Source organism: Eubacterium sp. MSJ-33 (genome assembly GCF_022174665.1).
Lineage (GTDB): Bacteria > Bacillota > Clostridia > Lachnospirales > Lachnospiraceae > Coprococcus_C.
Genome location: NZ_CP076562.1, coordinates 2,196,461 through 2,220,437, shown reverse-complemented (window position 1 = coordinate 2,220,437; position 23,977 = coordinate 2,196,461). Strand labels below are relative to the sequence as shown.

Below are 23,977 nucleotides of genomic sequence, written 5' to 3'. Positions count from 1 at the left end.
CACAAATATCGATTTAACTTTCCATCAATTTAATTGCTTCATCAACAGATACACATGTAGCAAATCTCTTTGGCCACATCATATCATTGTAATATTTATATGTTTCTTCTCCAGTCATATAGTCGTTATCAAATGTTGAATTTGCCCCTTGTGGAACAATTACTTTATATCCTCTCTCAAAAGCAGATTTCACAGTTGCATCTATACAGAAGTTTGTCTGTAGTCCCACTATCATTAATGTATTATCATCTTTAACATAATCCGTAAAATCTTTATTTCCAAAACAACTATTGATATTTTTTATAAATATCTTTTCCCCTTCCTTGGGAATCACTTGTTCTGCAATTTCGAAGTCTTCATCACCGATTGAAAACCCCGTTCCTGGTCCATCATCATGTTGAAAATAGATAACCTCTATTTGATTATCTCTAGCTGCTTTTATAATTCTTATAGTATCATCAATAAACGCTTCAAAATTAAAAAGTCTACTATCTGTTATTCCTTTTTGTATATCTATCACAAGTAATTTCATTCGTTTCTCCTTTACACATAAAAATTCCGATTTGTTTCTTTACAGTTCCAAGGAATTCTGATTTAACAAAAAATCATACAATCCAATATGCACAATACCGTCTTCATCTATCCATGGTTTTGCATTTGACTTTGATATAATAATCTTCTTGAAAAAATCTTTTGTATTTTTCAAAGGTCTTAACTCAGTTGTCATCTTATCAGGATCACTTACGGATAATGCAGACTGAATATAATATCTTCTTGCTCCCATATTTACAACAAAATCAATCTCACACTGTTTTCTTCTTTTTTTGCCTTCAGCATTTTCAATAATTTCAACAACGCCAACATCTACAGAATACCCACGAATTATCAGTTCATTATAAATGATATTTTCCATTATGTGTGTTTCTTCCTGTTGTCTAAAATTAAGCCTGGCATTACGAAGTCCTACATCCGTGCAATAATATTTCAAAGGATACTCAAAATACTTTTTACCCTTTACATCATATCTTTTTGCCTCGCTGAACATAAACGACTCTATCAGATATTCCAAATATTTTGCGATTGTACTGGTAGACACCTTAATGTTTTTTACACTTTCCAATGTATCGGCAATCTTCTTTGCATTTATAAGTGAACCTACTGAAGAACACAAATCATCGGTTAGTTCAGTCAAAACATCGGGAAGTTTTACAATATATCGCTCACTTATATCTTTGAAATATACTTCCGAAAACAAGTTTTTCAGATACTTAACCTTTTCCTCATCACGTTTGAATGATAAAAGCTGCGGCATTCCCCCATAAAGAGCATACAATTCATACACTTCCGATTTATCTCCACCGACAAAATCATAATATTCTTTAAATGACAACGGGAATACCTGAACTTGATCGCCTCTGCCCCTGAATGCCGTCATTACATCTTGAGAAAGTAATTTTGAATTACTTCCCGTCACATAAATATCCACATTTCGAAGACGCATCAATCCATTCAAAACATTATATAGCTTAACATCTTCCGGATTTTCAAGTTCTTTTTTTGTAATAGCATATTGCACTTCATCTATAAGAATATAGTACATTTCTTTATTTACAATTTTTGAACGGATGTATTTTGATAATTCATCCGGATTACGATACTGTTCACAAATATCATCATCAAGTGCAATGGAAATAATCTGTTCTTCCTTTACTCCACTCGATATAAGATAGTCACGAAACAAATAAAACAGAAGATAGCTTTTTCCGCACCTTCTGATTCCTGTAATAACCTTAATCAGACCATTTTCCTTTTTGTCTATCAATCTACTTAAATAGATATCTCTATTTATAATTTTTTCCACAGATTTGCCTCCTCAAATTAAAACTTACTGCACTTTTCTCGCAAATTTTAATTTTATTATACTATCCTTATTATGTGAAATCAATATTGTAATTAAAACTTACTGCACTTTTTCACTAAGTTTTAATTTCCCATGTTTTCATATCAAACTCCGAAAAAATAAAGGCGACCAGTCTTATCATAAGACCAATCGTCTTTATTTATTCTTATATTGTATTTTGTATCTCATCCTTTGGACAAAATCGAATCATTTCTAAGTTCTCTCTAAACTGGAAGTTACCTATTTCAAAACAAAAAGAGAATTTTCATAGTCCTTTACATAGTACCGTATATTTTTACGTCCACCATATTTTTCAATGCTTTTCTGGTCTGTAATAATTTAAATTTTAGGCATATCCTTTTTATCTTCGTTTGCCATTTCTACCACCTCCTACTTTAAGAATAGTCTGTTTGTCATTCCTATGCAATGAGACTGTTTAGAAAATTTGACAAACACTGATTTTCCTCTCATACACATATTCTTCCAATCCGTCATGCACGAGAATGCAATCAACAACCTGTTATATACAGAAAGCAGGACAGTTGACTTTTAATCAGCAATCCTGCTTCTTATCCCATAACTATTTATGCTTTTTCTTTTTCCCGTGTTTCCAACACTTCCGTGGTAATTGCATCCACATCATATTCTGGTGCATGTTTCTTCACGATATCGTAAATTGGCTGGATTGTTTCAACGGATTCTTCAAGTTCATCTGCAATTTGTTCAAGATTTTTGTCCTTTTGTACCTTTTTTACAACCGAAGCTGCTAAATGATGAACTGCTCCTTTGGCATATCCTTCTTCCACACCATCGTTATACCATTCACGCTTTGCATTCTCCATCTGCTTTTCGTATGTCAGATCAAACATCATAATTTTCTGCACATCCTCTCTACGTTCCAGCAAAAATTCCTTCAGGATATCTTCTGCAATACAGCGGTTCACCGCATCTCTGATTGCAGTCTCATAGTCCTTCTCGCCCTTTTTTGCCTTTGCAAGATTCTCATTTACATATCCAACAAATATCATATACTCCCGCAGTGTCTGGCTCCGCTTCTTCAAATCCTCATTATTCCCCGGATTGATATTATATACGGTACACATCAGCTCTAACTGCGGCTCATCCGACTGGTTTTCATATGCATCGGACAATTTCAGCACTTCACGCTCTGGTCTCGTTTTGTCTCCATTATAGAACACTGCGAACTTCGGTGTCGGTATCTTCACCAGCTTATGACTGAGCAGATATCTGTTTTCGACCAGCTTCTTGATAATCGTCACAAAATAAATCAGTTCCCGAAGTGGCATGTTCGGGTTATACGTCGACTGGTGCTCGTAGATATTCAAAACCGAATCCATGCTCACAACAAATGATGCATCGTTGTGCACAGTCAGTGATACGCCGCTTTCCAGCGTATGAATCTCGATAATCTCCGGATCGGTGTATGCCGTCCCTGCCATCGCATTGTAGACATCCAACGCTCTTGCTCTGTCCTCCAACAACATACTAAATACGTCACTTTTGTACTCTCTGTTTGCCATATTTCGTCCTCCTTTGGCTTTCGCAGGAGAAATCCATCTGCAAACATAGACTTAAACTATCTTCCTTGAATACCCCTGCATCTTAAATTAAATGAATTGAATTTAAAAGCATGAATGTTCAAGAATAAATAATTTGACTATTCGCAGAAAGTAGCTGTTTAAGAGCTACTATATGAAACTTATGCTTTGGTAGTAGACTAGCATAATCGAACTGAGCATGTCAAGGACTTTTTCAAAAACGCTTCATAATTTCCGATTTGTATGATGTTCAAAACAGCATTCCAGCCATAGGTTGTTTCAATGTACTCAACATAAGTATGTGCATATGTATACCCACCGCAATTTGAAAATATCAACGGATTATTAGAACATGTTTCTTTATAACTGTCTTTGCAAATATACCATATCCACCAATTGTACTCCATCTTCGTATATTGGATGGTCATAGTTATCTGTAAAAAAATTGGGGATGATATGCGAACGAACAAAACCACATTTTTCATAAAATGGTATTGTAAGTGGGCTATCACCTGTTCCTACCTGCAGAATGTCATATTGCTCTCCGTATTTCTCAACAATAAAATCAATCAGGGCTTTTGCATATCCTTTCCCTTGATATTCTGGAGCAGTTGCAATGTTCTTTAATTCAAGCACTCCATTTCCTTCATTGGTAACGACGCACTCACATTTAATCCCATTATCATCTAGCACATACATTCTGCCTTTATTAAGATAGCGGTCTATCATATTTTCCTGCTCATCTGCCAATAAGAGCAAATCAAGATATTGTTTTTTATTTTCTGTGATCTCTATAATTTTCATCTTTATCCTCATAACCCGGAAGTTTGTATTATTCAAGCCATTGAATAAACGCTGTTTTATCTGTACTGTTATACCCTGCATTACCATAAAAGTTCAATGTTTCTTTTTTCTTTGAACCTGTAAGTAGCATCATTTTATAACAATTTGTGTTCTCTGCTATTTGTTTTGCATAATTTAAGCACTCCGTTGCATATCCTTTTCCGCGATAATCTGAATGTGTAACCATATTTTCAATAAACGCATATGGTCTTATGTTCCTTGTCAAATTGGGAATTATCACGCAAACACAAGAAGAAACTATTTTCCCATTTAGTTCTTTGACAATTATATGATGGTTTTTATCTTGCATAATCGCCTGCCAAGTCATTTTTAAATGTTCTGTCATTTCTGGAATTGTTTCCTCGTGCAAATGCAAATATAATTCTAGCACCTTATTCAACTCGTTTTCATAAACTTCTCTAACCATTCAACGTCTCCTCAAATTCTAATTTTCTACTCATACACAATTTCGTCCAATCAACAACCTGTTATATATGTAAAGCAGGACAGTTGACTTTCAATCAGCAATCCTGCTTTTAATCTCTCATAACAATTTATGCTTTTTCATTTTCCTGTGTTTCCAGCACTTCTGCCGTAATTGCATCTACATCATATTCTGGTGCATGTTTCTTCACGATATCGTAAATTGGCTGGATTGTTTCAATAGATTCTTCAAGTTCATCCGCAATTTGTTCAAGATTTTTGTCCTTTTGTACCTTTTTTACAACCGAAGCTGCTAAATGGTGAACCGCTCCTTTTGCATATCCCTCTGCACGACCTTCTTCCACGCCATCGTTATACCATTCCCGCTTTGCGTTCTCCATCTGTTTTTCATATGTCAGATCAAACATCATACTTTTCTGCACATCCTCTCTGCGCTCCAGCAAAAAATCCTTCAGGATATCCTCTGCAATGCAGCGGTTCACTGCATCTCTGATTGCAGTCTCATAATCCTTCTCGCCCTTTTTTGCTTTTGCAAGATTCTCATTTACATATCCAACAAATATCATATACTCCCGCAGTGTCTGACTCCGCTTCTTCAAATCTTCATTGTTTCCCGGATTGATATTATACACGGTACACATCAGCTCTAACTGCGGTTCGTCCGACTGGTTTTCATATGCATCAGACAATCTCAGCACTTCACGCTCTGGCCTCGTTTCGCCTCCATTGTAGAACACTGCGAACTTCGGCGTCGGTATCTTCACCAGCTTGTGACTGAGCAGATATCTGTTTTCAACCAGCTTCTTGATGATCGTCACAAAATAAATCAGTTCCCGAAGCGGCATGTTCGGGTTATACGTCGACTGGTGCTCATAGATATTCAGAACCGAATCCATGCTCACCACAAACGATGCATCATTGTGCACGGTCAGTGATACGCCGCTTTCCAGCGTATGAATCTCGATAATCTCCGGATCGGTGTATGCCGTCCCTGCCATCGCATTGTAGACATCCAACGCTCTCGCCCTGTCCTCCAACAACATACTAAACACGTCACTTTTGTACTCTCTGTTTGCCATATTTCGTCCTCCTTTGGCTTTCGCAGGAGAAATCCATCTGCAAACATAGTCCAAAACTATCTTCCTTGAATACCCCTGCATCTTAAATTAATGAATTGAATTTAAAAGCATGAATGTTCAAGAATAAATAATTTGACTATTCGTAGAAAGTAGCCGCTTATCAGCTACTATATGAAACTTATGCTTTGGTTGTAGACTAGCATAAGCGAGCTGAGCATGTCAAGGACTTTTTCAAAAACGCTTGACGTTTTTATTTTCTGTGATCTCTATAATTTTCATCTTTATCCTCATAACCCAGAATTTACTTGCTTTTCTTCTCTTTGCTGCGTCTCACTAACGCGCTAAATAGTTCAATGACTCCGGCACATAGCCATATGATACCTATTGCAATATTTTCTGCCCAGAACCAAAACAATGATAAAACAATCCATGTAATCGCTAAAATAAAAATACCTTTGCTTCTCATGATTTCCCTCCTGAAACTCCCGATTCTTCACATGTATTCAACGCTTCTAATCAAACTTAAATACATTAAGCCCTGTTTCTTCATCATAAACTCTGTCAACTTTTCCATCAATGACCGTAATTACCATCTCACAGGTTGCACTCACGACAGCTCTGTTCAGATGCCCTCCAAACGCTTCACCTTTCTCATTTCCGACACTCATATGAAGATGCGCATAATATTCTCCATCCATTGTATTGATCGTACCTGTCAGTGATACAATTTCATAATATCCTTTAAAACTGTTTGAGTAATATTTCTTCTCATCTGTCTTATATACTCCGATTGTGAAATCATTGATAGCTCCAAGAGCATTGATACTGGCAAGCTTTATATTCTCATTTATAGCAGTTGCTTTCAGTTGCTCTGATTGTATGAATTAAACCACGCTCTTTCTTCAAATGCTTTCTTTTGGGGATATATCGGATTGCTTTCTGCTATACCAATAGGCAAAAAACAGACCAACTCATAGTCTTCAGGCACATTTAGTATCTGTGCCATTTTATCACAGATCTTGTCATCATCGGTAATATGTCCTTCATACCAACAGCTTTGATAACCAAGCTCCACAATTGCAAGCAGCATATTCTGAATCGCAGCGGAATAATCCTGCACGGCGAAACATTTATCCCGATAAGCATTGACTCTCTGTGTCAAAACGCAGATAGCAGCGGGAGCAGTTTCTCCAACAGGTGGTTCTATCACACTATGGAGTTGCTTCAGTACGTCAGGATTATCAACAGCAATCAATGATGTAGTCTGTTTGTTGCATCCGGACGGAGCATCAAGACCAGCTTGCATGATTTTTATTAAATCTTCCTTTGGTACGGGAATATCCTTATATTTCCCCCTGTAACTATGTCTGTAATGAATAGCCTCTATAACATTCATAACGTTTCCTCCTAAATTCCTCCCCTAACGATTTATGCTTTTTCATTTTCCCGTGCTTCCGGCACTTCCGTTGTAATTGCATCCACATCATATTCTGGTGCATACTTCTTCACAATATCGTACATTGGATGGATTATTTCAATGGATTCTTCAAGTTCATCTGCGATCTGAAAAAGCTGCTACTCACTAAAAATAACAGCCTTTCTTACTATATCAGCCTTTTGGAATTTGACCATCGACATACAGAATGTGATTAACTAACCACTCTGTGAGATATTTTAAAATTTCCATAATCTGTTCATCTTGATCTTCTACCTCATCATTGTGGTGTTCCATAAATTCATCAAGCTTATGTATAAATTCCTGATGTTGAACTTTCTGTGTAAATATCTTCTTATAATTAATAGATTCCATATACTGCTCTTCATCACTAAAGTGTTTTACTGTATAATTTCGGAGATTTTCTAATATTATATCAATCCTATCATATTTATCCGGTGTAAACTCATCATGAAGCAGTTCATATGCCTCATCTGCATATTTAAATAACTGCTTGTGTTCTTCGTCTATCATATCTATGCCGATATAATATTCTGGTTTCATTTCATACATAAATTAATCCTACTTTCTGTTTTATTTGTTTTATTAACCTGTTCTATACATATATAATACTTTACTTCCATGCTTATATCTCCTTAATAATTCTCTTCATGTACTTCAAAATAGCTTTGCGGATGATTACATACCGGACATACCTCAGGAGCCTTTGTTCCTACCACGATATGTCCGCAGTTACGGCATTCCCATACTTTGACTTCACTCTTTTCAAAAACTTTAGCAGTTTCAATATTCTTAAGAAGTGCACGATATCTCTCCTCGTGATGCTTTTCAATTTCTCCTACTGCTCTGAATTTGGCTGCAAGTTCAGGGAACCCTTCTTCTTCGGCTGTTTTCGCAAAACCTTCATACATATCTGTCCACTCATAATTCTCGCCTTCCGCAGCTGCTGCCAGATTTTCCTTTGTATCACCAATTCCTGCTAATTCCTTGAACCACATCTTTGCATGTTCTTTCTCATTATCTGCGGTCTTTAAAAATAATGCAGACATCTGCTCATAGCCTTCCTTTTTCGCTACAGATGCAAAATAGGTATACTTATTTCTTGCCTGAGACTCTCCCGCAAATGCCTCCTGTAAATTCTTCTCTGTCTGTGTTCCTGCATATTTGTTTGCTGCCATCTCTTTTACCTCCGTTTTCTTTACTACTTTTTCAAAATCTGATGCCGGGTGCTTGCACAAAGGACATATAAAGTCATCCGGTAATTCCTCGCCTACATATTCATATCCGCAAATTCTGCAACGCCATATTGTCTGACCATCCTCTGTTTTTCCAACTTCCTGTGGTTTAGGCTTAATATTATTCTGATAATAATCATATGTTACTGAAGGAACATTGCTTAAAACTTCCATATCGGTTATCTCACCGATAAACATCGTATGTGAACCCAAGTCCTCTGTTTTAGTAACTGTCACAGAAATGTATGCATTTGTACCTTCTGTAATATAATAAATACCATTTATTCCCCTGGAACACTTTTCAAATGTTTCAAACTTATTGGTATCCCTTCCTGATTGAAAGCCAAAATGCTTAAACAATTCAAACTCTGCATTCTGACTCAAGACTGATACTGTAAATTTTCCGGTTCTTTCAATCATATCATGCGTATAATTTGCCTTATTTACACAGATACTTAACTGGTTTGGTTCCGAAGCTGCCTGAATGGCTGTATTAATGATGCATCCGTTATCTTTTTCTGCTTCTTTAGCGGTCAATATAAACAGTCCATAACTCAATTTATACATTGCTTTCCTATCCATATTTTTCCTCCTTTACCTTCTCCCTGCATTTCGGGCAAATGCCTTTAAATGAAATCAAAAATTCAATTCCATGAGTGTTATAAATTCATACTATTCTTAATAAGGATTGTATCTCTCTTTTATTCTATTGTCAATATAATAATAGTAATTATTACTATGTAAAACATCCACATCCGATCAGTACGCCGACACCCACGATCACCATCAACACTGCGGTTCCGTACATCAACCGGTTTGCCCGGCGGATATCCTTCGGCTCGATAGGTCTTTTCGCATCGCCAATCGTTGGCTTCTCATATAGCTTTCCAAAATAATATGCATTTCCGGCAAGTTGCAATCCAAGTGCGCCCGCACACGCCGATTCCGTCTGTGCGGAGTTCGGACTTGCATGGTTTCGTCGATCCCGCAAATGAATCCGTGCCGCACCTGCCATATCCATACCAAAAATGCCTGCCGCACCAACCATCAGCCACGCGGAAAGTCGTGCCGGAATGAAATTCACGACATCGTCCACACGCGCCGCGCACGTTCCAAAATACCGGTATTTGTCGTTCTTATATCCAAGCATGGAGTCCATCGTATTAATTGCTTTGTACACCCACGCACCGACCGGACCGAACAAAAACATATAAAAAAGCGGGGCAATCACGCCGTCCGACGTATTTTCAGCGACCGTTTCCACCGCTGCCTTCGCGATGCCTTCCTCGGTGAGCGATGCTGTATCTCTGCCGACGATCATGGATACCGCCGTTCTCGCCTGTTCCACATCCCCGGCTTCGAGTGCCTTGCACACCTTCAGGCTCTCCCGCCGAAGCGAGCAGGCTGCCAGCATCTGGTACGACATCCAGATTGCCACGACCAGATACAACGTATGATGAATCCGGTTGCACCCATATAGGATTCCTGCCGCCACAAGCAGTGACACCGTTATCACGATCACAACTGTAAATGTTCCTGCCACCTGTTTTTTACGGATATCCGCGTCGCGATCTTCCTGTATCCGAAACCGCTTGCGCATCCACATCTCCACATGGTCGATCAGCCAGCCCATCCCCTGTACCGGGTGCCACAGCCAGTGTGGATCGCCGAATACCAGATCAAGCAGACATGCAATTATAATGATAAATATACGTTCCTGTATCATGATTTATTTGTTCCTTACTGCCGTGTAATGTTTGTAATTACAACGTTCCTATCCTCATTCACGCTTAAAATCCCCCCGACACCCTCGCCCGGTTTTACCTGCCAGTCAAAATAATCCTTGTGTGGTTCTGATAACTGGTCCATCAGTGCCATGATCGTGCCGCCATGTGCAACTACAACTATCGTATACGACCGTACCGATTCTGTTTCAGTCAACATCTTCCGTGTTTTTGATTCATTCAAATTCCCGCTGTCCTGCGTCAACTGCTGCTTTTCATCCACATCCGCAAGCAGTTTCTCGAATCCCTGCATCACACGTTCCGTGAATTCTGCCCGTGACTCGCCACCCGGAAATGCCGTCGTACCGCCACTGTCGATAAACCGCTGATAGTCGGGATTCCCATTTAATTCCGCATAATTCTTATATTCAAAATCGCCAAATCTGCACTCCGCAAATTCCGCGATTTCCACCTGCTTCGCACCCGGAAATAAAATGTCTGCGGTCTGCTTCGCACGGAGATAGGGGCTTACATATACAGTTAGATTGTCTGCGACATTTTTTGCGCACGCCTCACACGGATTCGCCGCAGGATTGCCCACAGGTCCAGGTTTTACTCTATCGTATAGGACACCTGTTTTATCCTTCATAAATGCCTGCTTACACCAGAATTCCTGCATACTGTGAAGCTGTTCCACACTTTCCGGAAGCAATCCCTCATCCGTCGTTCCAACATAGCGATGCTCCTTATTTCCCTGCGTCATTCCATGCCGGATCAGCAGGATACGCGCCTGTTTTTCTTTATCATCCCATATAAATTTTTCATAATCTGACGCATTCATTTTCACACAACCTCTTGCAATTTTTCCTGCACAGCCTCACACAATCCGCTTCACTCATATCCACACATTCTCATGTAATTTTCTGAAGTTTATTCTCACATCACATATAATTACCTGACGCACATCTGCATAATTTCATCCAATTACCCATGCCAATGCAACCCATTTTCTGCGCGATTATTTTATCCGCGTTCCAATGCCTGCCGTCACGCGGATGACCTGCTCCGCCTGGCCTGCCAGATAGCAATTCACGCGCCCGTTCTTCTCGCGGAACTCCCGTTCAAATGCATCGATCGGCACAATGCCGCTTCCGACCTCATCGCTGACCAAGACGAGCTTGTCTGCATTTCCGGCAAGAACCGCTTTGTTCATAAGCTGCTTTGCCTCTAATTCCGGATCGCCGCCCTGCTGCATCGTCTTCCGCACATATTTATGAAAATTGTTGATGATCTGATGTCCTTCTTTGAAATTTGCCTTGGCATACTCGAACTTTCCCTGATATGCACCGCCTATAATTAAAATCATATTGCTTTCCTCTTTTAATACTTTTTATATTTCTTTATACCTTTTTATACTTTTTGAATTATTTTATACTTTTTTATACTTTTTCCGCAAGATACATTTTCATATTGTATCTTTTTCTTCAAATTTTTTTCAAAAAATTCCAACCATTTCCCCTTCTCGTCCGTCTATATAATGAAACAATGGATTGCGCACGCAGTTCATATCGTTTATATTACTAGTTGGCGTAATGATATTTGCCAACACACTTAAAAAGGAGAGACAGAAATGAAGAAAAAATTTATGAAAACACTTGCACTTGGCTTGTCGCTGGCGACTGCCCTTACCCTTACCACCGGCTGTGGCAAGAAGAAGGATTCCGGAAACGACACGATTGCCACAACCGAAAGCAGCAATGCGGATACTTCTGTAGAACCTGCTTCCTCAAGTGAACTTGGCTACAAGGACTGCCCTTGGGTTTTTAGCCGCGCGCTTTCAGATGAAGAGACATTGGAATTGCCAGAGGGTGCCGGTCTGTACGGAATGACATTCCCGGTTACGACGGATACGCTTTTTAACATGTCTTACAGCACATCCGACGTGCCACTTACGGATGCACTGGATGAATCCGCATATTCCGTATCTTTTTATGAGGATAATTACTCCCTTCCCCAGCTGTTGATAGACGAAGACGATATGACCATTGACGAAGCCCTTGACAAGAATCTCTGGTCACTGTTCAGTACATATTTAGATTACGATGCTTTCGGGGTTTCCGAGGATTCTTACAACGACGTCTACAACTTTTACGACGATCCGAATCCTGCATATATCTATATGGATATGCTGACAACCATGTTTGGTGCCCCGAATTATATCTGTTTCGGCAACGACTATGATGCAGAAAAGTCAGCCGAAGAAAATACCCAGTACTTCGTTGACACGTTCCTGCATCCGGAAAAATCGGATGACCAGTTCTCATCATATCTAATGTATATTGGCTGGCAATTTGAAGATTTTGGAATTGCGGTAGACTTCTTTGACACTTTTCGTTACAGTGAGTCAAGCGGATATTACGTATCTCCGGAGAATGAAGTTGGATTTACATACGTTCCAATCGAGAAAGGAACCCTGGAAGACTATTTCTTAGACACCTTTGATGGTCGCTATGGAACAAACATCGTGAAAGAACTAATGGCAGAGAAAACGGCTTTGTTCGGCGATGTCGAATACCTGACACCTGAGGACAAGATCGTGAACCTTGTCAAGTCTGCCAACAGCACCGCTTCCACAACCGATGCAGAAACAACGGAAAACACAACTGATTCTTCCAACTATGTGGATGTTGACCGTGATTTCAGTGAAGCTGCAAATGATGTCTATATGGCAATCACCGACTGCTTCCAGCTCGGCGGCGAAGATACGCTCGTCTTAAATGGCACAACCAATAAGGGCGTATTCAAGACAGGCGATCCTGTCTATGTACAGCTCACAAACGGAAAGGTTGTAGAAGGCACAATCAGCCGCATGGAGCAGCTCCGTCAGGATGTCACGGAATCTACGCTCGGCGAAAGCATTGGTATCATGGTCGATGGACTTAGCTTAAGCGATCAGGATTATGTGACCGGTGGTGTCATCGTTGTTAAATAACATGCACCAAAACGACGGTTCCAATTAACATCCATAGCTCGCACATCTGCAGGAAATATCCAGCCAGATCGCCGGTGATCCCGCCAAAGATGCGATACGACATGAAACGATAATAGAAAAACATCAGTATGGCGATGCCTGTAACCACAAGTGCTGCGACCGGCTGTATCACACAGCCTGCGGCAATGCAGGCAATGAGCCAAACGAACATGATCACCTTCGAGCGATTATTTACAAGGCGTGCGGTATCTGCCAGCATGCCTTCTTTTTTTGCTTTCTGAAATGTAAGTACCGAAAGTCCGGACAATGCACGTTCCAGCACAAATCCTACCGCGAACACGCCCATCAACCGCATTGCGTGTGCCAATACGCCAGACTGCATCTCGGATTGTATCTCTCTATTCAGTGCATGCACAACCTCTGCCATGCATCCAAAATAAATCAGAAAATACAGACAGCCGCGGATAATTGCAAACGCCCCGGTATGCGGATCTTTCAGAATCTGCAGTTTCTCCTCCTTGGACTTATAAGAAGATTTCGCATCCACGGTATCTAAGAATCCATCCATATGAATGCCGCCTGTGATCAGGATCGGGAATACCGTAAGAAGTGCCGCTGTAAAGACTTCCGACCACTGCAATACACAGCCGAAGAGATACCAGATTCCAAATTCACCCGCACCAATCACAGCCCCAACCAACGGGAACGCGCACATGCTGTACTGCAAGGCTTTCGGGTTCCATTTGAAATGCGGCATTGGTATCTTGGAATAAGTTGAAAATGCAATTGCGATTGCTTTCATCATGGTTGCTTGTCTCCTTTTATCTTAACCGGAATTCCACAGACAATCTCCGTCACGGTTGCTGCCTCCCGTGCGAGTGCACAGTTGATTTCTGCCAGATTCTTCACATACTCCCGCGTGCTTTCATCGTAAGTCAGACTTCCGCCATCGGAGAACACATCATTGGTGACGATCACCACATCCTGCACGCGTGCGGACAAATCAACGAGCGCCTGTACGATTTTCTTGCTCACCGGTGACATCGTTTCTGCCATATCGGGACCTGCATTACAATCGGTTCCTACTTTCTCCACTTCCGACATTGGTTGCACTTCTGCATGCGGTTCCGCTAGTCTGCCATCATCATTCTCCGGCTCCAGATACATCTCATTTGCAAGCAGATTCGACATACACTCAAGCAGCAACACGTCCTGCCTTTTTGCCACAATATGTTCCACATGCCGGTAACATTCGACCGTATCAAACCCTTTGTCGGCACGCATCGCGCGGTGGCGCTCTATCCGCTGCATCGTCTCCGGGTCAATCTCTGTCGTATTCCATTTATACGGATACATCGTTGCAATGTAGAGCAGCCGCCCATCGCCCTGCAAGGACAAGGCAAAACTTTCCGCATACGATGATTTCCCACTGGCACTTCCGCCATATACAATATGTAACATCGTCTACTCCTATTCTTCCGGCTTTCCATCCCGGCTGTATGCTTCGATCGACAGATCATCAAAGGTTCCCATGTTTTTATAGATGGATAATGCCATATCCAAAAGTGGAAATAACATCATCGCACCGCTGCCTTCGCCCAGACACAGTTTGCCGTGGATGACAGCCGGAAGTCCGAGTGCGTCCAGTGCCAGCCTTCCACTCGCTTCCTCCGATACATGCGATGCCAGAAGATAATCCACGACCTCCGGCTCTATCCGCATCGCAGCGAGGGCTGCAACACAAGTGATCGCACCATCCAGCACAACCGGAATCTGATACTGTCTGGCACCTAAAAATACACCGACCATTCCGGCGATCTCCAGCCCGCCAAGCTCAGCAAGTAGCTGCTTTGCATCAGGAGTTCCCTGTACATCCGTCTTGCCGCATTCCAGTTTCATGTCAATCTGTTCCTGCCCATCAGGCTGCTTCACATCGGAAGTTTCCTGCACACGTGCAAGTGCCTGCGTAATTACCTGCACCTTTCTTGCAAGTCCGGCATCATTCAGTCCGGCGCCTCGTCCGGTCACCGCCTCCGCCGGCAGATCAAGCAGTGCTGCAAGCAAAGCTGAGGTCGGGGTTGTATTTCCGATTCCCATCTCACCAACCGCTAATATCTCATAGCCTTTTTCTTTACATTCCCGTACAAGCTCTTTTCCTGTTTCAATCGCACGGTCACAGATTTCCATCGACATGGCAGATTCTCTCGCGAGATTTCCGGTTCCTGCCTGCACCTTCCGGTTTATCATATGTTCCATGCCAAATGCCGCATCCGGATATGGTTCGCCCAGCATACCGATATCAACCGCATACACATCCACGCCTGCGGTCTGCGCCATATAATTGACACCGGAACAGCCGTGTGCGATATTCTCCGCCACGACCTTTGTCACGCCGGCATCGGTCTGCGTCACGCCCTCTGCCACAACGCCGTGATCGGCACATAGCGTCAGTAATGCCCGGCGCTTATAATCACCGGGATTCACCGTTCCTGCAATCGCGCAAAGTCTGGCAACCATATCCTCGAACACGCCGAGACTGTCAATCGGCTTGGCAATCGCATCCCATTTTTCTTTTGCCTGTATATAGATTTTCTGCTGTGTTTCATTCATAATTTCTTACTTCTCCATATCCCGCAGCTCATACAACAGTGCATTGCAGATTGCTGCAGCGATATTGCTGCCACCCTTCCTGCCGCGCGCCACAATGTACGGCACAGGTGCCCGCATGATAAGCTCCTTCGCTTCCACCACGTTTACAAAACCGACCGGCACACCGATAATGCCGCATGGATGCAGCTTTCCCTCGTCGATCAGCTCATACAGACGCACCAGCGCGGTCGGTGCATTTCCGATGGCGAAGATAAGCGGCTTATCTAACGTGCACGCCTTCTCCATGCTTGCTACCGCCCGTGTAGAACCTTGTTTCTTTGCGATTTCTGCCACATCATCATCGCTCATGAAACAATGAACTTCACCCCCGTATTTCGCAAGCTCTTTTTTATTGATGCCGGATTTTGCCATCTGCGTATCCGTGACGATGCAGGCACCATTTTTTATTGCATCATGGAATTTCAAAACCGCATGCTCGGAAAATGTCAGATTCTCCAGATAATCAAAATCCGCCGACGTATGGATTGCCCGCTTGATGATCGGTGCCTGAAGCGGATCTAATTCAACATTCCCCAGCTCCTCTGTGATAATCTCAAAGCTTCGTTTCTCAATTTCCTGTGGCAGCACCTGCTGCAGCTTGATTTCTTCTAACATAATACCCTCTTACTATCTAATTGCTTCCTTTTTCTGATTCTTTCAGGAGAAAGCAAATAATCCTTACTAAAAAAGTCTCCCATCCCACCGTCAATATCTGACAAGTTTTCCGGCAAATTCAAATGCCACTGCTCCCAGAAAATAAATGATAGAAAAACGCCTCCGCACCCGCGTAATACAGATGTGGAAATCCCGCGAATGTGCCTTTCTTCTTCACCATACATGGATATGTCTTCTCCTTGGAAAGCGGCTTCCACGCCAGACAGGCATCGCCACAATCCGTGCTGTCCCAGTAGTGAAACTCATGTCCGCGCAAAACCGTATTCACCGCAAATACACCTGCGTCCCGCGGTGCCAGCTCCACATATCCAAACCGCTGTAACCGCTCTGTCCGAAATCCCGCACCATCTAAGAAACCGACCATCTCATATACATTTCCCTCTGCATCGGCAAGTGACTTCCCAAGATATAAGAAGCCTCCGCATTCCGCATGGCACGGCATCCCTGCTTCCAATGCCTGCCGGACAGATGCACGCATCGACGGATTCTCATACAGCTGCTTCGCATAAAGCTCCGGATACCCGCCGCCAAAGATCAGCGCATCCACCTTAGGCACATGTGCATCTGCAAGCGGGGAAAAATACACAAGCTCCGCTCCCATATCTTCTAACATGCGCAGATTCTCGCGGTAATAGAAAGAAAATGCCGCGTCTCTTGCTACACCGATACGATAGCCGGCGGGGAACTTACAATTCTCCGGCTCTTCTGCACGCTCATAGGACATGTTCTCCGGTTCTTGTCGCACGTCAGCCAGTTCATGCAGTATATCGACAGGTTCTTGTCTCACATCATCAGCTTCTTGCTGCATATCCCCGAAATTCTGTCTCACATCATCAGCTTCTTGCTGCATATCCCCGAATTTCCGTCTTATGTCGACGGGGGCTTGTATCTGCAACATCTCTGCCTGTGCCGCGATCTCCAGAACCCCATCGATATCGATCGTCTTCCGGGCAGCTTCCGCAACCGTTTCCACCCAGTCTCTCTGTATCCGCATTTCGTCCGGCTGCAACAGTCCAAGATGTCTGGATGGTATCGCAAATGACGCATGTTCCGGCAGATATCCAAGCACCGGAATACCGCATTCCGTCTCGATCACATGCTTGATCCGGCTGTAAAACATCGGCGATACGCGATTTAAGATCACTCCTGCAATTCGACTGTCCTTCTTATATTCCATAATTCCGCGAATCGTCGCTGCAAGCGTGACACTCGCGCCCTTCGCATCCACGATCAGAATAACCGGTGTCTTCGTAACCTTGCTTAATTCATATGAGCTTGCTATCGTTGTTGTGCCACCGACACCGTCGTAATATCCCATGACTCCTTCCATCACGATCAATTCTGCATCCTTCGTGTCTCGCGCCAGGATGCGCCCAATCGCATCGGCATCCGCAAAGAAGGTGTCCAGATTGCCTGTGTCGATTCCAAGCACCGTTCGATGAAACATCGGATCGATATAATCCGGTCCACATTTATATGCCTGTATTCTTATATTTTCTTTTTTTAGTGCCGCCAGCACGCCGCATGTTACAGTCGTTTTCCCGCTGCCACTCCGCATCGCAGCAAACATCACACGCGGGGTATTTACCTGTATCCTGCTCTTATTCTCCATCGTATCTCCCCGTTTACCAAAATGACGCAATCCACACCGGATTTTCTGCCTGCAGCATGTGATATGCACCAACCTCCCGGCTGCGCGTCACAGCCAACTGTACCATATTAAATGTCTTTCCTTGCTTCTTCACAACTTCCGATATTGTAAGCAATTCATTCTGTGTCTCCATTGTAACCGCCGTCACAACAATGCACGCATTCGGATTTTTTGCATAAATCATATTTACAATTTCAAGCAGATTTCCACTGCTTCCACCGATAAATACATGTGTCGGCGCAGGAAGTGACGGGATCACTTGCGTTGCTTCTCCTGCAACAATCTCCATATTTCCCGCATGAAACTTTGCCCGGTTTGCATACAAAAGCTCTACTGCCTCTGGATTTTTCTCGATTGCATAAACGGATCCCTGCTCCATCAGAAGCGCCATTTCGATTGACACTGACCCTGTTCCTGCACCTACATCGTAAACAACCGCCCCCAGATTATCTACTCGGAATTGTCCACTATTGGGATCATATTTTTTCCGCCCTATGCCTTGGTAGATTCCAAGTTTCGAGATGACAACCGTCCGCACTTCTTCCTTCGTCATTGGTACATTTCCACGAATAAACGCGTCGTCCGGGATTCCGGGGGATACGTATCTTAATTCCGGATGATCATTTAAAAATATCGCAGTTGTCAGCTTATCAAAGTTTTTTTCACACAGACCTTTAGCGTACTTCATCGTGATTTTTTCATCCTCATAGGACAATCGCTCTCCAACAATTACCCGGATATCTCCCAATCCGACTTCTGTCAACCTCGTACAGATTTCCGCCACCTGATCTTCCCCGCCAAGAAGCGTGCCAACCTTTGCATGATGCAGCACCTTCGCCGGAATATTTGCGATGATACCATGATTGCTGACCATCTCTGCATCTTCCCATGTTTGGCCTATCTTATCAAATAAATACGGAATGGATGAAAGTCCCGAAATATAATGAAGCTCATAGCTTATTTCCCCAGCATTGATCTGCTCGGTTGTTCCAGTCATGTCCTGTGACATACTAGGGTCTTTCCTCGAAGCACTCCGCAACACCAGCGAGAGCTTCTTTGCCCCCGAATAAAATCCGATGTCTCCGGAAAATAATACTGCAACCGTCTCTCCTGCATGTTTTTCAAGCAATGCTACGACTTCATCTTCCTTGTAAGCATCATAAACTATTTGATCTTTCTTGCATATTCCCCCGGCTGTCTTTAATTTTTCCAAAATCTGGCATATACGGGGAGCTCCGATGCAGACCGTTGCCTGTGATAACGCCTGCTCCGCCTCCTTGGTCAGGCAATCTACATTTCCCGGTCCCATACCAATCAAATATACGATTGTTGTTTGGTTATTCTCCATATTTTATACCCCTTTCTGCTTCATATTGTACCAGATGACTAATATTCTGTCGTTTATTTTCTATCCGAAAATTCCCATCGCATACTCTATGTCCCAAGCATTTTGTTTCCATTACATTTCTATATTGTCCCGCAGAAATACCTCTGCCTGTACAAGAGACATCACCGGTTCTACCTGTTCCTTCGGACACCCGATCACAACCAGATGCACGCCCATAGCAAGCGCAGCCTCACATTTTTCATCGTAACCGCCATTCTTCCCGCTTGCCTTTGTCACCAGAAAATCCGCATCTGCATAACGCAAGGTTGCCAGATTCATCTCCAGATCAAATGGTCCCTGCATGCAAATGAGATGTTTCCCGGTAAATCCCAGCTCCGTACATGCCTCTACCACCGACCGGGTCGGAAGCACACGCGCCGTACAGCGTGATTCATAGTCCGGGATCTGCGTATACAAATGAAGCTCCTTACTGCCTGTTGTGATCAGAATATTTCCTGTCACACCCTTTAGATAGTCTACCGCCGCCTGTGTATCTTTGACATAAATGCTGTTCGATGTTTCATCGGTATACCGTTTCCCGTCTGCGCCTCCGATATATGCGCCGCTCATCCGCATAGCCGGATCTGTATTCCCCGGTTCTTCCTGCATGGCCGGATCTGTATTCCCCGGTTCTTCCTGCATGGCCGGATCTGTATTCCCTGGTTCTTCCTGCATGACTGGATCTGTATTCTCCGGTTCTTCCTGCATTTCCCGCCGCACGCGGACATATGGGACGCCCACCACCTTACAAGCCTGATAGATATTCTGTGTCACAATCACTGCATACGGATGTGTCGCATCCACACAGATATCTGCCTGTACTTCCTGCAGAAATTCCTGCATATCTGCCTGCTCCAGCCGTCCGACATGCACTTTGAGTGCGTCATCCTCCGGCAGCACCTGTGCACCATACTCCGATGCTACGCAGACATGGACTTGTATTTTTTGCATTTTTTGCTGCTTGTTTAATTGTATCAGATACCCGGCGAGCTGCCGCCCCTCCGTTGTACCACCAAATATGACTACTTTCATTCGTTATCTCTTCTATATCCGCGTGGTGTCACCATCGCATCACCGACTTTTCGTGTCCGGGAATTACCGACAAATACTGTCGTGAACATATCAACCTGCGTTTCTGCCAGCTCATTCAATGTCAGGATTTGCTGTTCTTCTCCATCTCGCCCGATATTCCGTGCGATTCCACAGATTGTCTCCCCGGTTTTTTTCTGTAGCAGAATCTGACATGCTTTCTGCAAGTAATCATGCCGTTTGTGACTGGAAGGATTGTACAGACAGATTGCGAAATCTCCCTCAGCCGCTGCCGCAAGACGATGCTCGATCAGCTCCCACGGTGTCAGCAGATCACTCAGACTAATTACTGCAAAATCATGTCCGAGCGGTGCCCCAAGCAACGCCGCACCAGACAATGCTGCTGTCACGCCGGGGATCACATGTACATCCACCTCCGGAAATTCTGCTGCCAGCTCCAGCGTGATTCCTGCCATGCCATACACGCCTGCATCACCACTGCACACAAGCGCTGTCTTCTTCCCACCCGCTGCGGTTTCCAGCGCCAACCGGCATCTTTCTACTTCCTGCCTCATACCATTCACCAGATATTCCTTGTCTGGATAATACGGTTTCAGAAGTTCTATGTATACCTTGTATCCCGCAATCACTTCGCATGCTTCCACGACGTCAATTGCTTCCTGCGTCATCTTCTGCCTAGCGCCGGGGCCGAGCCCGACAATATATAATTCTTTCTTACTCTCTACGCTCATATTTCTCTCCGCTATTCCGCTTTATTTCTGTGTTTCAGCTTCCGGTTTTGGGTTTTTTCACTTATTTTTCGGCTTTCTAACACACTTCGTGGGTTTTTTCGCTTGTTTTTCACTCGCTACACACAGATTGCTCTCCACTTTCCCGGTTCAGCTTCCGGTTTTGGGTTTTTTCGCCTGTTTCTCGGCTTTCAAACACACTTCGTGGGTTTTTCTGCTTGTTTTTCACTCGCTACACACAGATTGCTCCCCACTTTCCCGGTTCAGCTTCCGGTTTTGGGTTTTTTCGCCTGTTTCTCGGCTTTCAAACACACTTCGTGGGTTTTTCTGCTTGTTTTTTACTCGCTACACACAGATTGCTCTCCACTTTCCCGGTTCTGCTTCCGGTTTTGGGTTTTTTCGGCTATTTCTCGGCTTTCAAACACACTTCGTGGGTTTTTTCGCTTGTTTTTCACTCGCTACACACAGATTGCTCTCCACTTTCCCGGTTCTGCTTCCGGTTTTGGGTTTTTTCGCCTGTTTCTCGGCTTTCAAACACACTTCGTGGGTTTTTCTGCTTGTTTTTCACTCGCTACACACAGATTGCTCTCCACTTTCCCGGTTCAGCTTCCGGTTTTGGGTTTTTTCGCCTGTTTCTCGGCTTTCAAACACACTTCGTGGGTTTTTCTGCTTGTTTTTTACTCGCTACACACATACACCAGTGCTACCGTCACGCCCCCATGCGCTTGCTTACGGAGCAACAGTTCTCCATGCTTTGCCTGCCTGCCTAGTAACGGCTCACCCAGATTCGTGGCATGCTCACTTGCATACTTCACTGCACTACGCTCACAGACATTATCCACGCCGGTCACACCAGACACAAATTCCGATGCCGAATATATCCCCGGCACCGCCCGCAATTCTTCTGCTGCGTATGTCTTAAACGGCACTTTCCGTATCTCGCAGAATTCAAGCAAACCAACTTCATTCTTCTTCAAATCAATGCTTGCCACCGCACATAATGCTTCCATCCGCAAACCTGCTTTCGCAAATGCATCCTGCACCGCATGCTCAATTTTATCCACCGATGTCCCTTTCTTACAACCGACTCCAGCTACAATACAACGTGGAATAAGCTGTAACGTTTGCGCATCCACGGAAACATCTTGTGGGGTTATAACAACCTGATGCGAACCTATCTGCAATCTTTGAACATCTATTCCATTCTCGCATGCATTCTTCTCTTCTTCCTGCAAAACCTTGGCTTCATCCACCCGCACAGGCTCCGCCCCGGCCGCCAGCACCTCCGCGCTGATTGCCTTTGCCTTCGCCCAATCGGTCACTACTAAATTATGTTTCCGCGCATAATCATCAACGGAGAACCTGCCTTCCACATCCGTTGCCGTCGTGATAACCGGTGTTGCCCACATCACATCCGCCAGCATCTGCGTGAGCGCATTTGCGCCACCCGCATGCCCACTCACCAGCGATATCACATGCTTTCCCAACTCATCCATGCATACGATTGCCGGATCTTTGGATTTATGTGCCAGATGCTCCGCCACACTCCGCACCGCAATTCCGCTTGCTGTCACGAACACAATGGCATCCACCTGCTCAAAATACGCATCAACACACGCCTTGACTGTCCCTTTCATTGAGACCTCCGGAAGCGCCTCACATTTTACCTTCGTAATAATATCTGCACCGGGAATATTTTCCAGCTTCTTCGCCATCTTCTGCATCGTCGCATACCCGCGCACACTGCATGTAATAAGCAGTACCCGGCGGATTCCTGCCGGAAATGCAATCTCCGTTGCGCCGCGATACTCTGTTGTAAATGCCGCGTCATAAAGCCGGGATTTCTCATAGACACTTCCAAGTGCCGGAGATACGATAATGAGTGCCGTCTTTGTAATCCTTGCGGCTTCCATATCTTCCGGAAGCTTAGCCAGTGTCGTGCGGATAATCTTCTCTTCCGGCCAGGTTGCCTTATACACAACGGCAACCGGCGTGTCCTCCGCATATCCACCAAGCAGCAAATCCTGCCGCACCTTTCTTGCAAGCCCGGACGACAGATACAACACCAGACTGGCTCGGTGTGCAGCCAGACTTCGCAGATTTTCCTTCTCTGGGACAGGGGTTTTCCCTTCTGCTCTTGTCAGAATCAAGGTCTGCGTCACATCCGGCAGCGTATACTCACACGCCAGCGACGCCGCGGCACCGAACACCGCACTCACCCCCGGACACACATCATAGGCGATTCCACATTCATCCAACAGATCCATCTGCTCGCGGATTGCACCATACACTGACGGATCACCCGTATGCAGACGAACTGTTCCTTTGCCTGCCGCCTCTGCTTCCCGCATTACAGACACGACATCTTCAAGCGTCATATGCGCGCTATTGTAAATTTCGCAATCTGCCTTCGCATACGAAAGCAACTCCGGATTTACAAGCGAACCTGCATAGATGATCACATCCGCTTCCTTGATTCGATTCATGCCCCGCACGGTAATCAGATCACACGCGCCGGGTCCCGCTCCTACGAAATGTACCATTTATCTTCTTCCTTTATATATTATAATCTATTCTGTTTTTGCACAACGATTTTTCACCCGTC

The 23,977-nt window shown here is 43.9% G+C and carries 24 protein-coding genes and 1 pseudogene; 1 reads left to right on the top strand and 24 read right to left on the bottom strand.

Going from position 1 to position 23,977, the window contains the following annotated elements; translation table 11 throughout:
* Window positions 1-13: 13 nt before the first annotated feature.
* From KP625_RS10385 to KP625_RS10310, 15 genes and pseudogenes are all read right to left on the bottom strand, one after another.
* Window positions 14-532: a cysteine hydrolase family protein gene (locus KP625_RS10385; protein WP_118235345.1), complete on the bottom strand. Its 519-nt coding sequence runs from the start codon at window positions 530-532 to the stop codon at window positions 14-16.
* A 39-nt stretch (window positions 533-571) separates the two neighbouring features.
* Window positions 572-1,861: an ATP-binding protein gene (locus tag KP625_RS10380; RefSeq protein ID WP_238297728.1), complete on the bottom strand. Its 1,290-nt coding sequence runs from the start codon at window positions 1,859-1,861 to the stop codon at window positions 572-574.
* A 623-nt stretch (window positions 1,862-2,484) separates the two neighbouring features.
* A complete protein-coding gene (locus KP625_RS10375) occupies window positions 2,485-3,441 on the bottom strand; it encodes a hypothetical protein (protein WP_238297726.1) in 957 nt (318 codons plus the stop codon).
* Window positions 3,442-3,819: 378 nt separating this feature from the next.
* Window positions 3,820-4,263 carry a GNAT family N-acetyltransferase gene (locus KP625_RS10370; protein WP_238297724.1) on the bottom strand — a complete coding sequence of 148 codons (444 nt, stop codon included), beginning with the start codon at window positions 4,261-4,263 and terminating at the stop codon, window positions 3,820-3,822.
* A gap of 28 nt (window positions 4,264-4,291) precedes the next feature.
* Window positions 4,292-4,729, bottom strand: coding sequence for a GNAT family N-acetyltransferase (locus KP625_RS10365; protein ID WP_177392307.1), 438 nt, complete (start codon window positions 4,727-4,729; stop codon window positions 4,292-4,294).
* A gap of 127 nt (window positions 4,730-4,856) precedes the next feature.
* Window positions 4,857-5,825: a hypothetical protein gene (locus KP625_RS10360; RefSeq protein ID WP_238297723.1), complete on the bottom strand. Its 969-nt coding sequence runs from the start codon at window positions 5,823-5,825 to the stop codon at window positions 4,857-4,859.
* A gap of 301 nt (window positions 5,826-6,126) precedes the next feature.
* Window positions 6,127-6,291, bottom strand: a complete 165-nt coding sequence (locus KP625_RS10355) for a hypothetical protein (protein ID WP_238297721.1) — start codon at window positions 6,289-6,291, stop codon at window positions 6,127-6,129.
* Window positions 6,292-6,337: 46 nt separating this feature from the next.
* Window positions 6,338-6,649 (bottom strand): PPC domain-containing DNA-binding protein, encoded by a 312-nt coding sequence (locus KP625_RS10350; protein WP_370641443.1) that lies wholly within the window; start codon window positions 6,647-6,649, stop codon window positions 6,338-6,340.
* Window positions 6,650-6,687: 38 nt separating this feature from the next.
* A complete protein-coding gene (locus KP625_RS10345; protein ID WP_238297720.1) occupies window positions 6,688-7,221 on the bottom strand; it encodes a nitroreductase family protein in 534 nt (177 codons plus the stop codon).
* A 213-nt stretch (window positions 7,222-7,434) separates the two neighbouring features.
* Entirely contained in the window at window positions 7,435-7,833 is a 399-nt protein-coding gene (locus KP625_RS10340; RefSeq protein WP_216507567.1) for a bacteriohemerythrin, read from the bottom strand.
* 83 nt (window positions 7,834-7,916) lie between these two features.
* A complete protein-coding gene (gene rbr, locus KP625_RS13705; protein ID WP_005604292.1) occupies window positions 7,917-8,459 on the bottom strand; it encodes a rubrerythrin in 543 nt (180 codons plus the stop codon).
* Between the two features lie 42 nt (window positions 8,460-8,501).
* Window positions 8,502-9,083, bottom strand: a pseudogene (locus KP625_RS13700) (flavin reductase); the annotation flags it as partial.
* A 169-nt stretch (window positions 9,084-9,252) separates the two neighbouring features.
* Complete coding sequence (gene cbiB / locus KP625_RS10320) at window positions 9,253-10,242, bottom strand: adenosylcobinamide-phosphate synthase CbiB (RefSeq protein WP_238297717.1); 990 nt, start codon at window positions 10,240-10,242, stop codon at window positions 9,253-9,255.
* 14 nt (window positions 10,243-10,256) lie between these two features.
* Window positions 10,257-11,081, bottom strand: coding sequence for a histidine phosphatase family protein (locus KP625_RS10315; RefSeq protein ID WP_238297715.1), 825 nt, complete (start codon window positions 11,079-11,081; stop codon window positions 10,257-10,259).
* Between the two features lie 177 nt (window positions 11,082-11,258).
* A complete protein-coding gene (locus KP625_RS10310) occupies window positions 11,259-11,606 on the bottom strand; it encodes a bifunctional adenosylcobinamide kinase/adenosylcobinamide-phosphate guanylyltransferase (RefSeq protein ID WP_118545390.1) in 348 nt (115 codons plus the stop codon).
* Between the two features lie 264 nt (window positions 11,607-11,870).
* Here KP625_RS10310 and KP625_RS10305 point away from each other — a divergent pair, with 264 nt between their 5' ends.
* Window positions 11,871-13,232 (top strand): hypothetical protein, encoded by a 1,362-nt coding sequence (locus KP625_RS10305; protein ID WP_238297713.1) that lies wholly within the window; start codon window positions 11,871-11,873, stop codon window positions 13,230-13,232.
* Here KP625_RS10305 and KP625_RS10300 read toward each other — a convergent pair.
* The 9 genes from KP625_RS10300 to cobM form a co-directional block, all read right to left on the bottom strand.
* On the bottom strand, window positions 13,225-14,037 hold the full coding sequence (locus KP625_RS10300; protein ID WP_238297712.1) for an adenosylcobinamide-GDP ribazoletransferase: 813 nt from the start codon (window positions 14,035-14,037) through the stop codon (window positions 13,225-13,227). The two genes, KP625_RS10305 and KP625_RS10300, sit on opposite strands and share 8 nt — an antisense overlap.
* Window positions 14,034-14,693 carry a bifunctional adenosylcobinamide kinase/adenosylcobinamide-phosphate guanylyltransferase gene (locus tag KP625_RS10295; RefSeq protein WP_238297710.1) on the bottom strand — a complete coding sequence of 220 codons (660 nt, stop codon included), beginning with the start codon at window positions 14,691-14,693 and terminating at the stop codon, window positions 14,034-14,036. The genes KP625_RS10300 and KP625_RS10295 overlap by 4 nt, the downstream gene beginning before the upstream one ends.
* A 9-nt stretch (window positions 14,694-14,702) precedes the next feature.
* Entirely contained in the window at window positions 14,703-15,842 is a 1,140-nt protein-coding gene (locus tag KP625_RS10290) for a nicotinate-nucleotide--dimethylbenzimidazole phosphoribosyltransferase (RefSeq protein WP_238297708.1), read from the bottom strand.
* Window positions 15,843-15,848: 6 nt separating this feature from the next.
* Window positions 15,849-16,496, bottom strand: a complete 648-nt coding sequence (locus tag KP625_RS10285; protein WP_238297707.1) for a precorrin-8X methylmutase — start codon at window positions 16,494-16,496, stop codon at window positions 15,849-15,851.
* Window positions 16,497-16,614: 118 nt separating this feature from the next.
* A complete protein-coding gene (locus tag KP625_RS10280) occupies window positions 16,615-18,168 on the bottom strand; it encodes a cobyrinate a,c-diamide synthase (RefSeq protein WP_238297706.1) in 1,554 nt (517 codons plus the stop codon).
* Window positions 18,169-18,181: 13 nt separating this feature from the next.
* The gene (gene cbiT, locus KP625_RS10275; protein ID WP_238297705.1) at window positions 18,182-19,555 is read right to left on the bottom strand and encodes a precorrin-6Y C5,15-methyltransferase (decarboxylating) subunit CbiT; all 1,374 of its coding nucleotides are present in this window, start codon (window positions 19,553-19,555) and stop codon (window positions 18,182-18,184) included.
* A gap of 111 nt (window positions 19,556-19,666) precedes the next feature.
* On the bottom strand, window positions 19,667-20,626 hold the full coding sequence (locus tag KP625_RS10270) for a precorrin-6A/cobalt-precorrin-6A reductase (protein WP_238297704.1): 960 nt from the start codon (window positions 20,624-20,626) through the stop codon (window positions 19,667-19,669).
* A complete protein-coding gene (gene cobJ / locus KP625_RS10265; RefSeq protein ID WP_238297703.1) occupies window positions 20,623-21,375 on the bottom strand; it encodes a precorrin-3B C(17)-methyltransferase in 753 nt (250 codons plus the stop codon). The genes KP625_RS10270 and cobJ overlap by 4 nt, the downstream gene beginning before the upstream one ends.
* 674 nt (window positions 21,376-22,049) lie before the next feature.
* Entirely contained in the window at window positions 22,050-23,915 is a 1,866-nt protein-coding gene (gene cobM, locus KP625_RS13685) for a precorrin-4 C(11)-methyltransferase (RefSeq protein WP_370641353.1), read from the bottom strand.
* Window positions 23,916-23,977: the final 62 nt, after the last annotated feature.

Bases quoted from the DNA above. Each gene is read 5' to 3' on its own strand.
- KP625_RS10385 (WP_118235345.1), bottom strand. From the start codon at position 532: ATGAAATTACTTGTGATAGATATACAAAAAGGAATAACAGATAGTAGA.
- KP625_RS10375 (WP_238297726.1), bottom strand. From the start codon at position 3,441: ATGGCAAACAGAGAGTACAAAAGTGACGTATTTAGTATGTTGTTGGAG.
- KP625_RS10370 (WP_238297724.1), bottom strand. From the start codon at position 4,263: ATGAAAATTATAGAGATCACAGAAAATAAAAAACAATATCTTGATTTG.
- KP625_RS10365 (WP_177392307.1), bottom strand. From the start codon at position 4,729: ATGGTTAGAGAAGTTTATGAAAACGAGTTGAATAAGGTGCTAGAATTA.
- KP625_RS10360 (WP_238297723.1), bottom strand. From the start codon at position 5,825: ATGGCAAACAGAGAGTACAAAAGTGACGTGTTTAGTATGTTGTTGGAG.
- KP625_RS10355 (WP_238297721.1), bottom strand. From the start codon at position 6,291: ATGAGAAGCAAAGGTATTTTTATTTTAGCGATTACATGGATTGTTTTA.
- KP625_RS10345 (WP_238297720.1), bottom strand. From the start codon at position 7,221: ATGAATGTTATAGAGGCTATTCATTACAGACATAGTTACAGGGGGAAA.
- KP625_RS10340 (WP_216507567.1), bottom strand. From the start codon at position 7,833: ATGTATGAAATGAAACCAGAATATTATATCGGCATAGATATGATAGAC.
- rbr (WP_005604292.1), bottom strand. From the start codon at position 8,459: ATGGCAGCAAACAAATATGCAGGAACACAGACAGAGAAGAATTTACAG.
- cbiB (WP_238297717.1), bottom strand. From the start codon at position 10,242: ATGATACAGGAACGTATATTTATCATTATAATTGCATGTCTGCTTGAT.
- KP625_RS10315 (WP_238297715.1), bottom strand. From the start codon at position 11,081: ATGAATGCGTCAGATTATGAAAAATTTATATGGGATGATAAAGAAAAA.
- KP625_RS10310 (WP_118545390.1), bottom strand. From the start codon at position 11,606: ATGATTTTAATTATAGGCGGTGCATATCAGGGAAAGTTCGAGTATGCC.
- KP625_RS10305 (WP_238297713.1), top strand. From the start codon at position 11,871: ATGAAGAAAAAATTTATGAAAACACTTGCACTTGGCTTGTCGCTGGCG.
- KP625_RS10300 (WP_238297712.1), bottom strand. From the start codon at position 14,037: ATGATGAAAGCAATCGCAATTGCATTTTCAACTTATTCCAAGATACCA.
- KP625_RS10295 (WP_238297710.1), bottom strand. From the start codon at position 14,693: ATGTTACATATTGTATATGGCGGAAGTGCCAGTGGGAAATCATCGTAT.
- KP625_RS10290 (WP_238297708.1), bottom strand. From the start codon at position 15,842: ATGAATGAAACACAGCAGAAAATCTATATACAGGCAAAAGAAAAATGG.
- KP625_RS10285 (WP_238297707.1), bottom strand. From the start codon at position 16,496: ATGTTAGAAGAAATCAAGCTGCAGCAGGTGCTGCCACAGGAAATTGAG.
- KP625_RS10280 (WP_238297706.1), bottom strand. From the start codon at position 18,168: ATGGAGAATAAGAGCAGGATACAGGTAAATACCCCGCGTGTGATGTTT.
- cbiT (WP_238297705.1), bottom strand. From the start codon at position 19,555: ATGGAGAATAACCAAACAACAATCGTATATTTGATTGGTATGGGACCG.
- KP625_RS10270 (WP_238297704.1), bottom strand. From the start codon at position 20,626: ATGAAAGTAGTCATATTTGGTGGTACAACGGAGGGGCGGCAGCTCGCC.
- cobJ (WP_238297703.1), bottom strand. From the start codon at position 21,375: ATGAGCGTAGAGAGTAAGAAAGAATTATATATTGTCGGGCTCGGCCCC.
- cobM (WP_370641353.1), bottom strand. From the start codon at position 23,915: ATGGTACATTTCGTAGGAGCGGGACCCGGCGCGTGTGATCTGATTACC.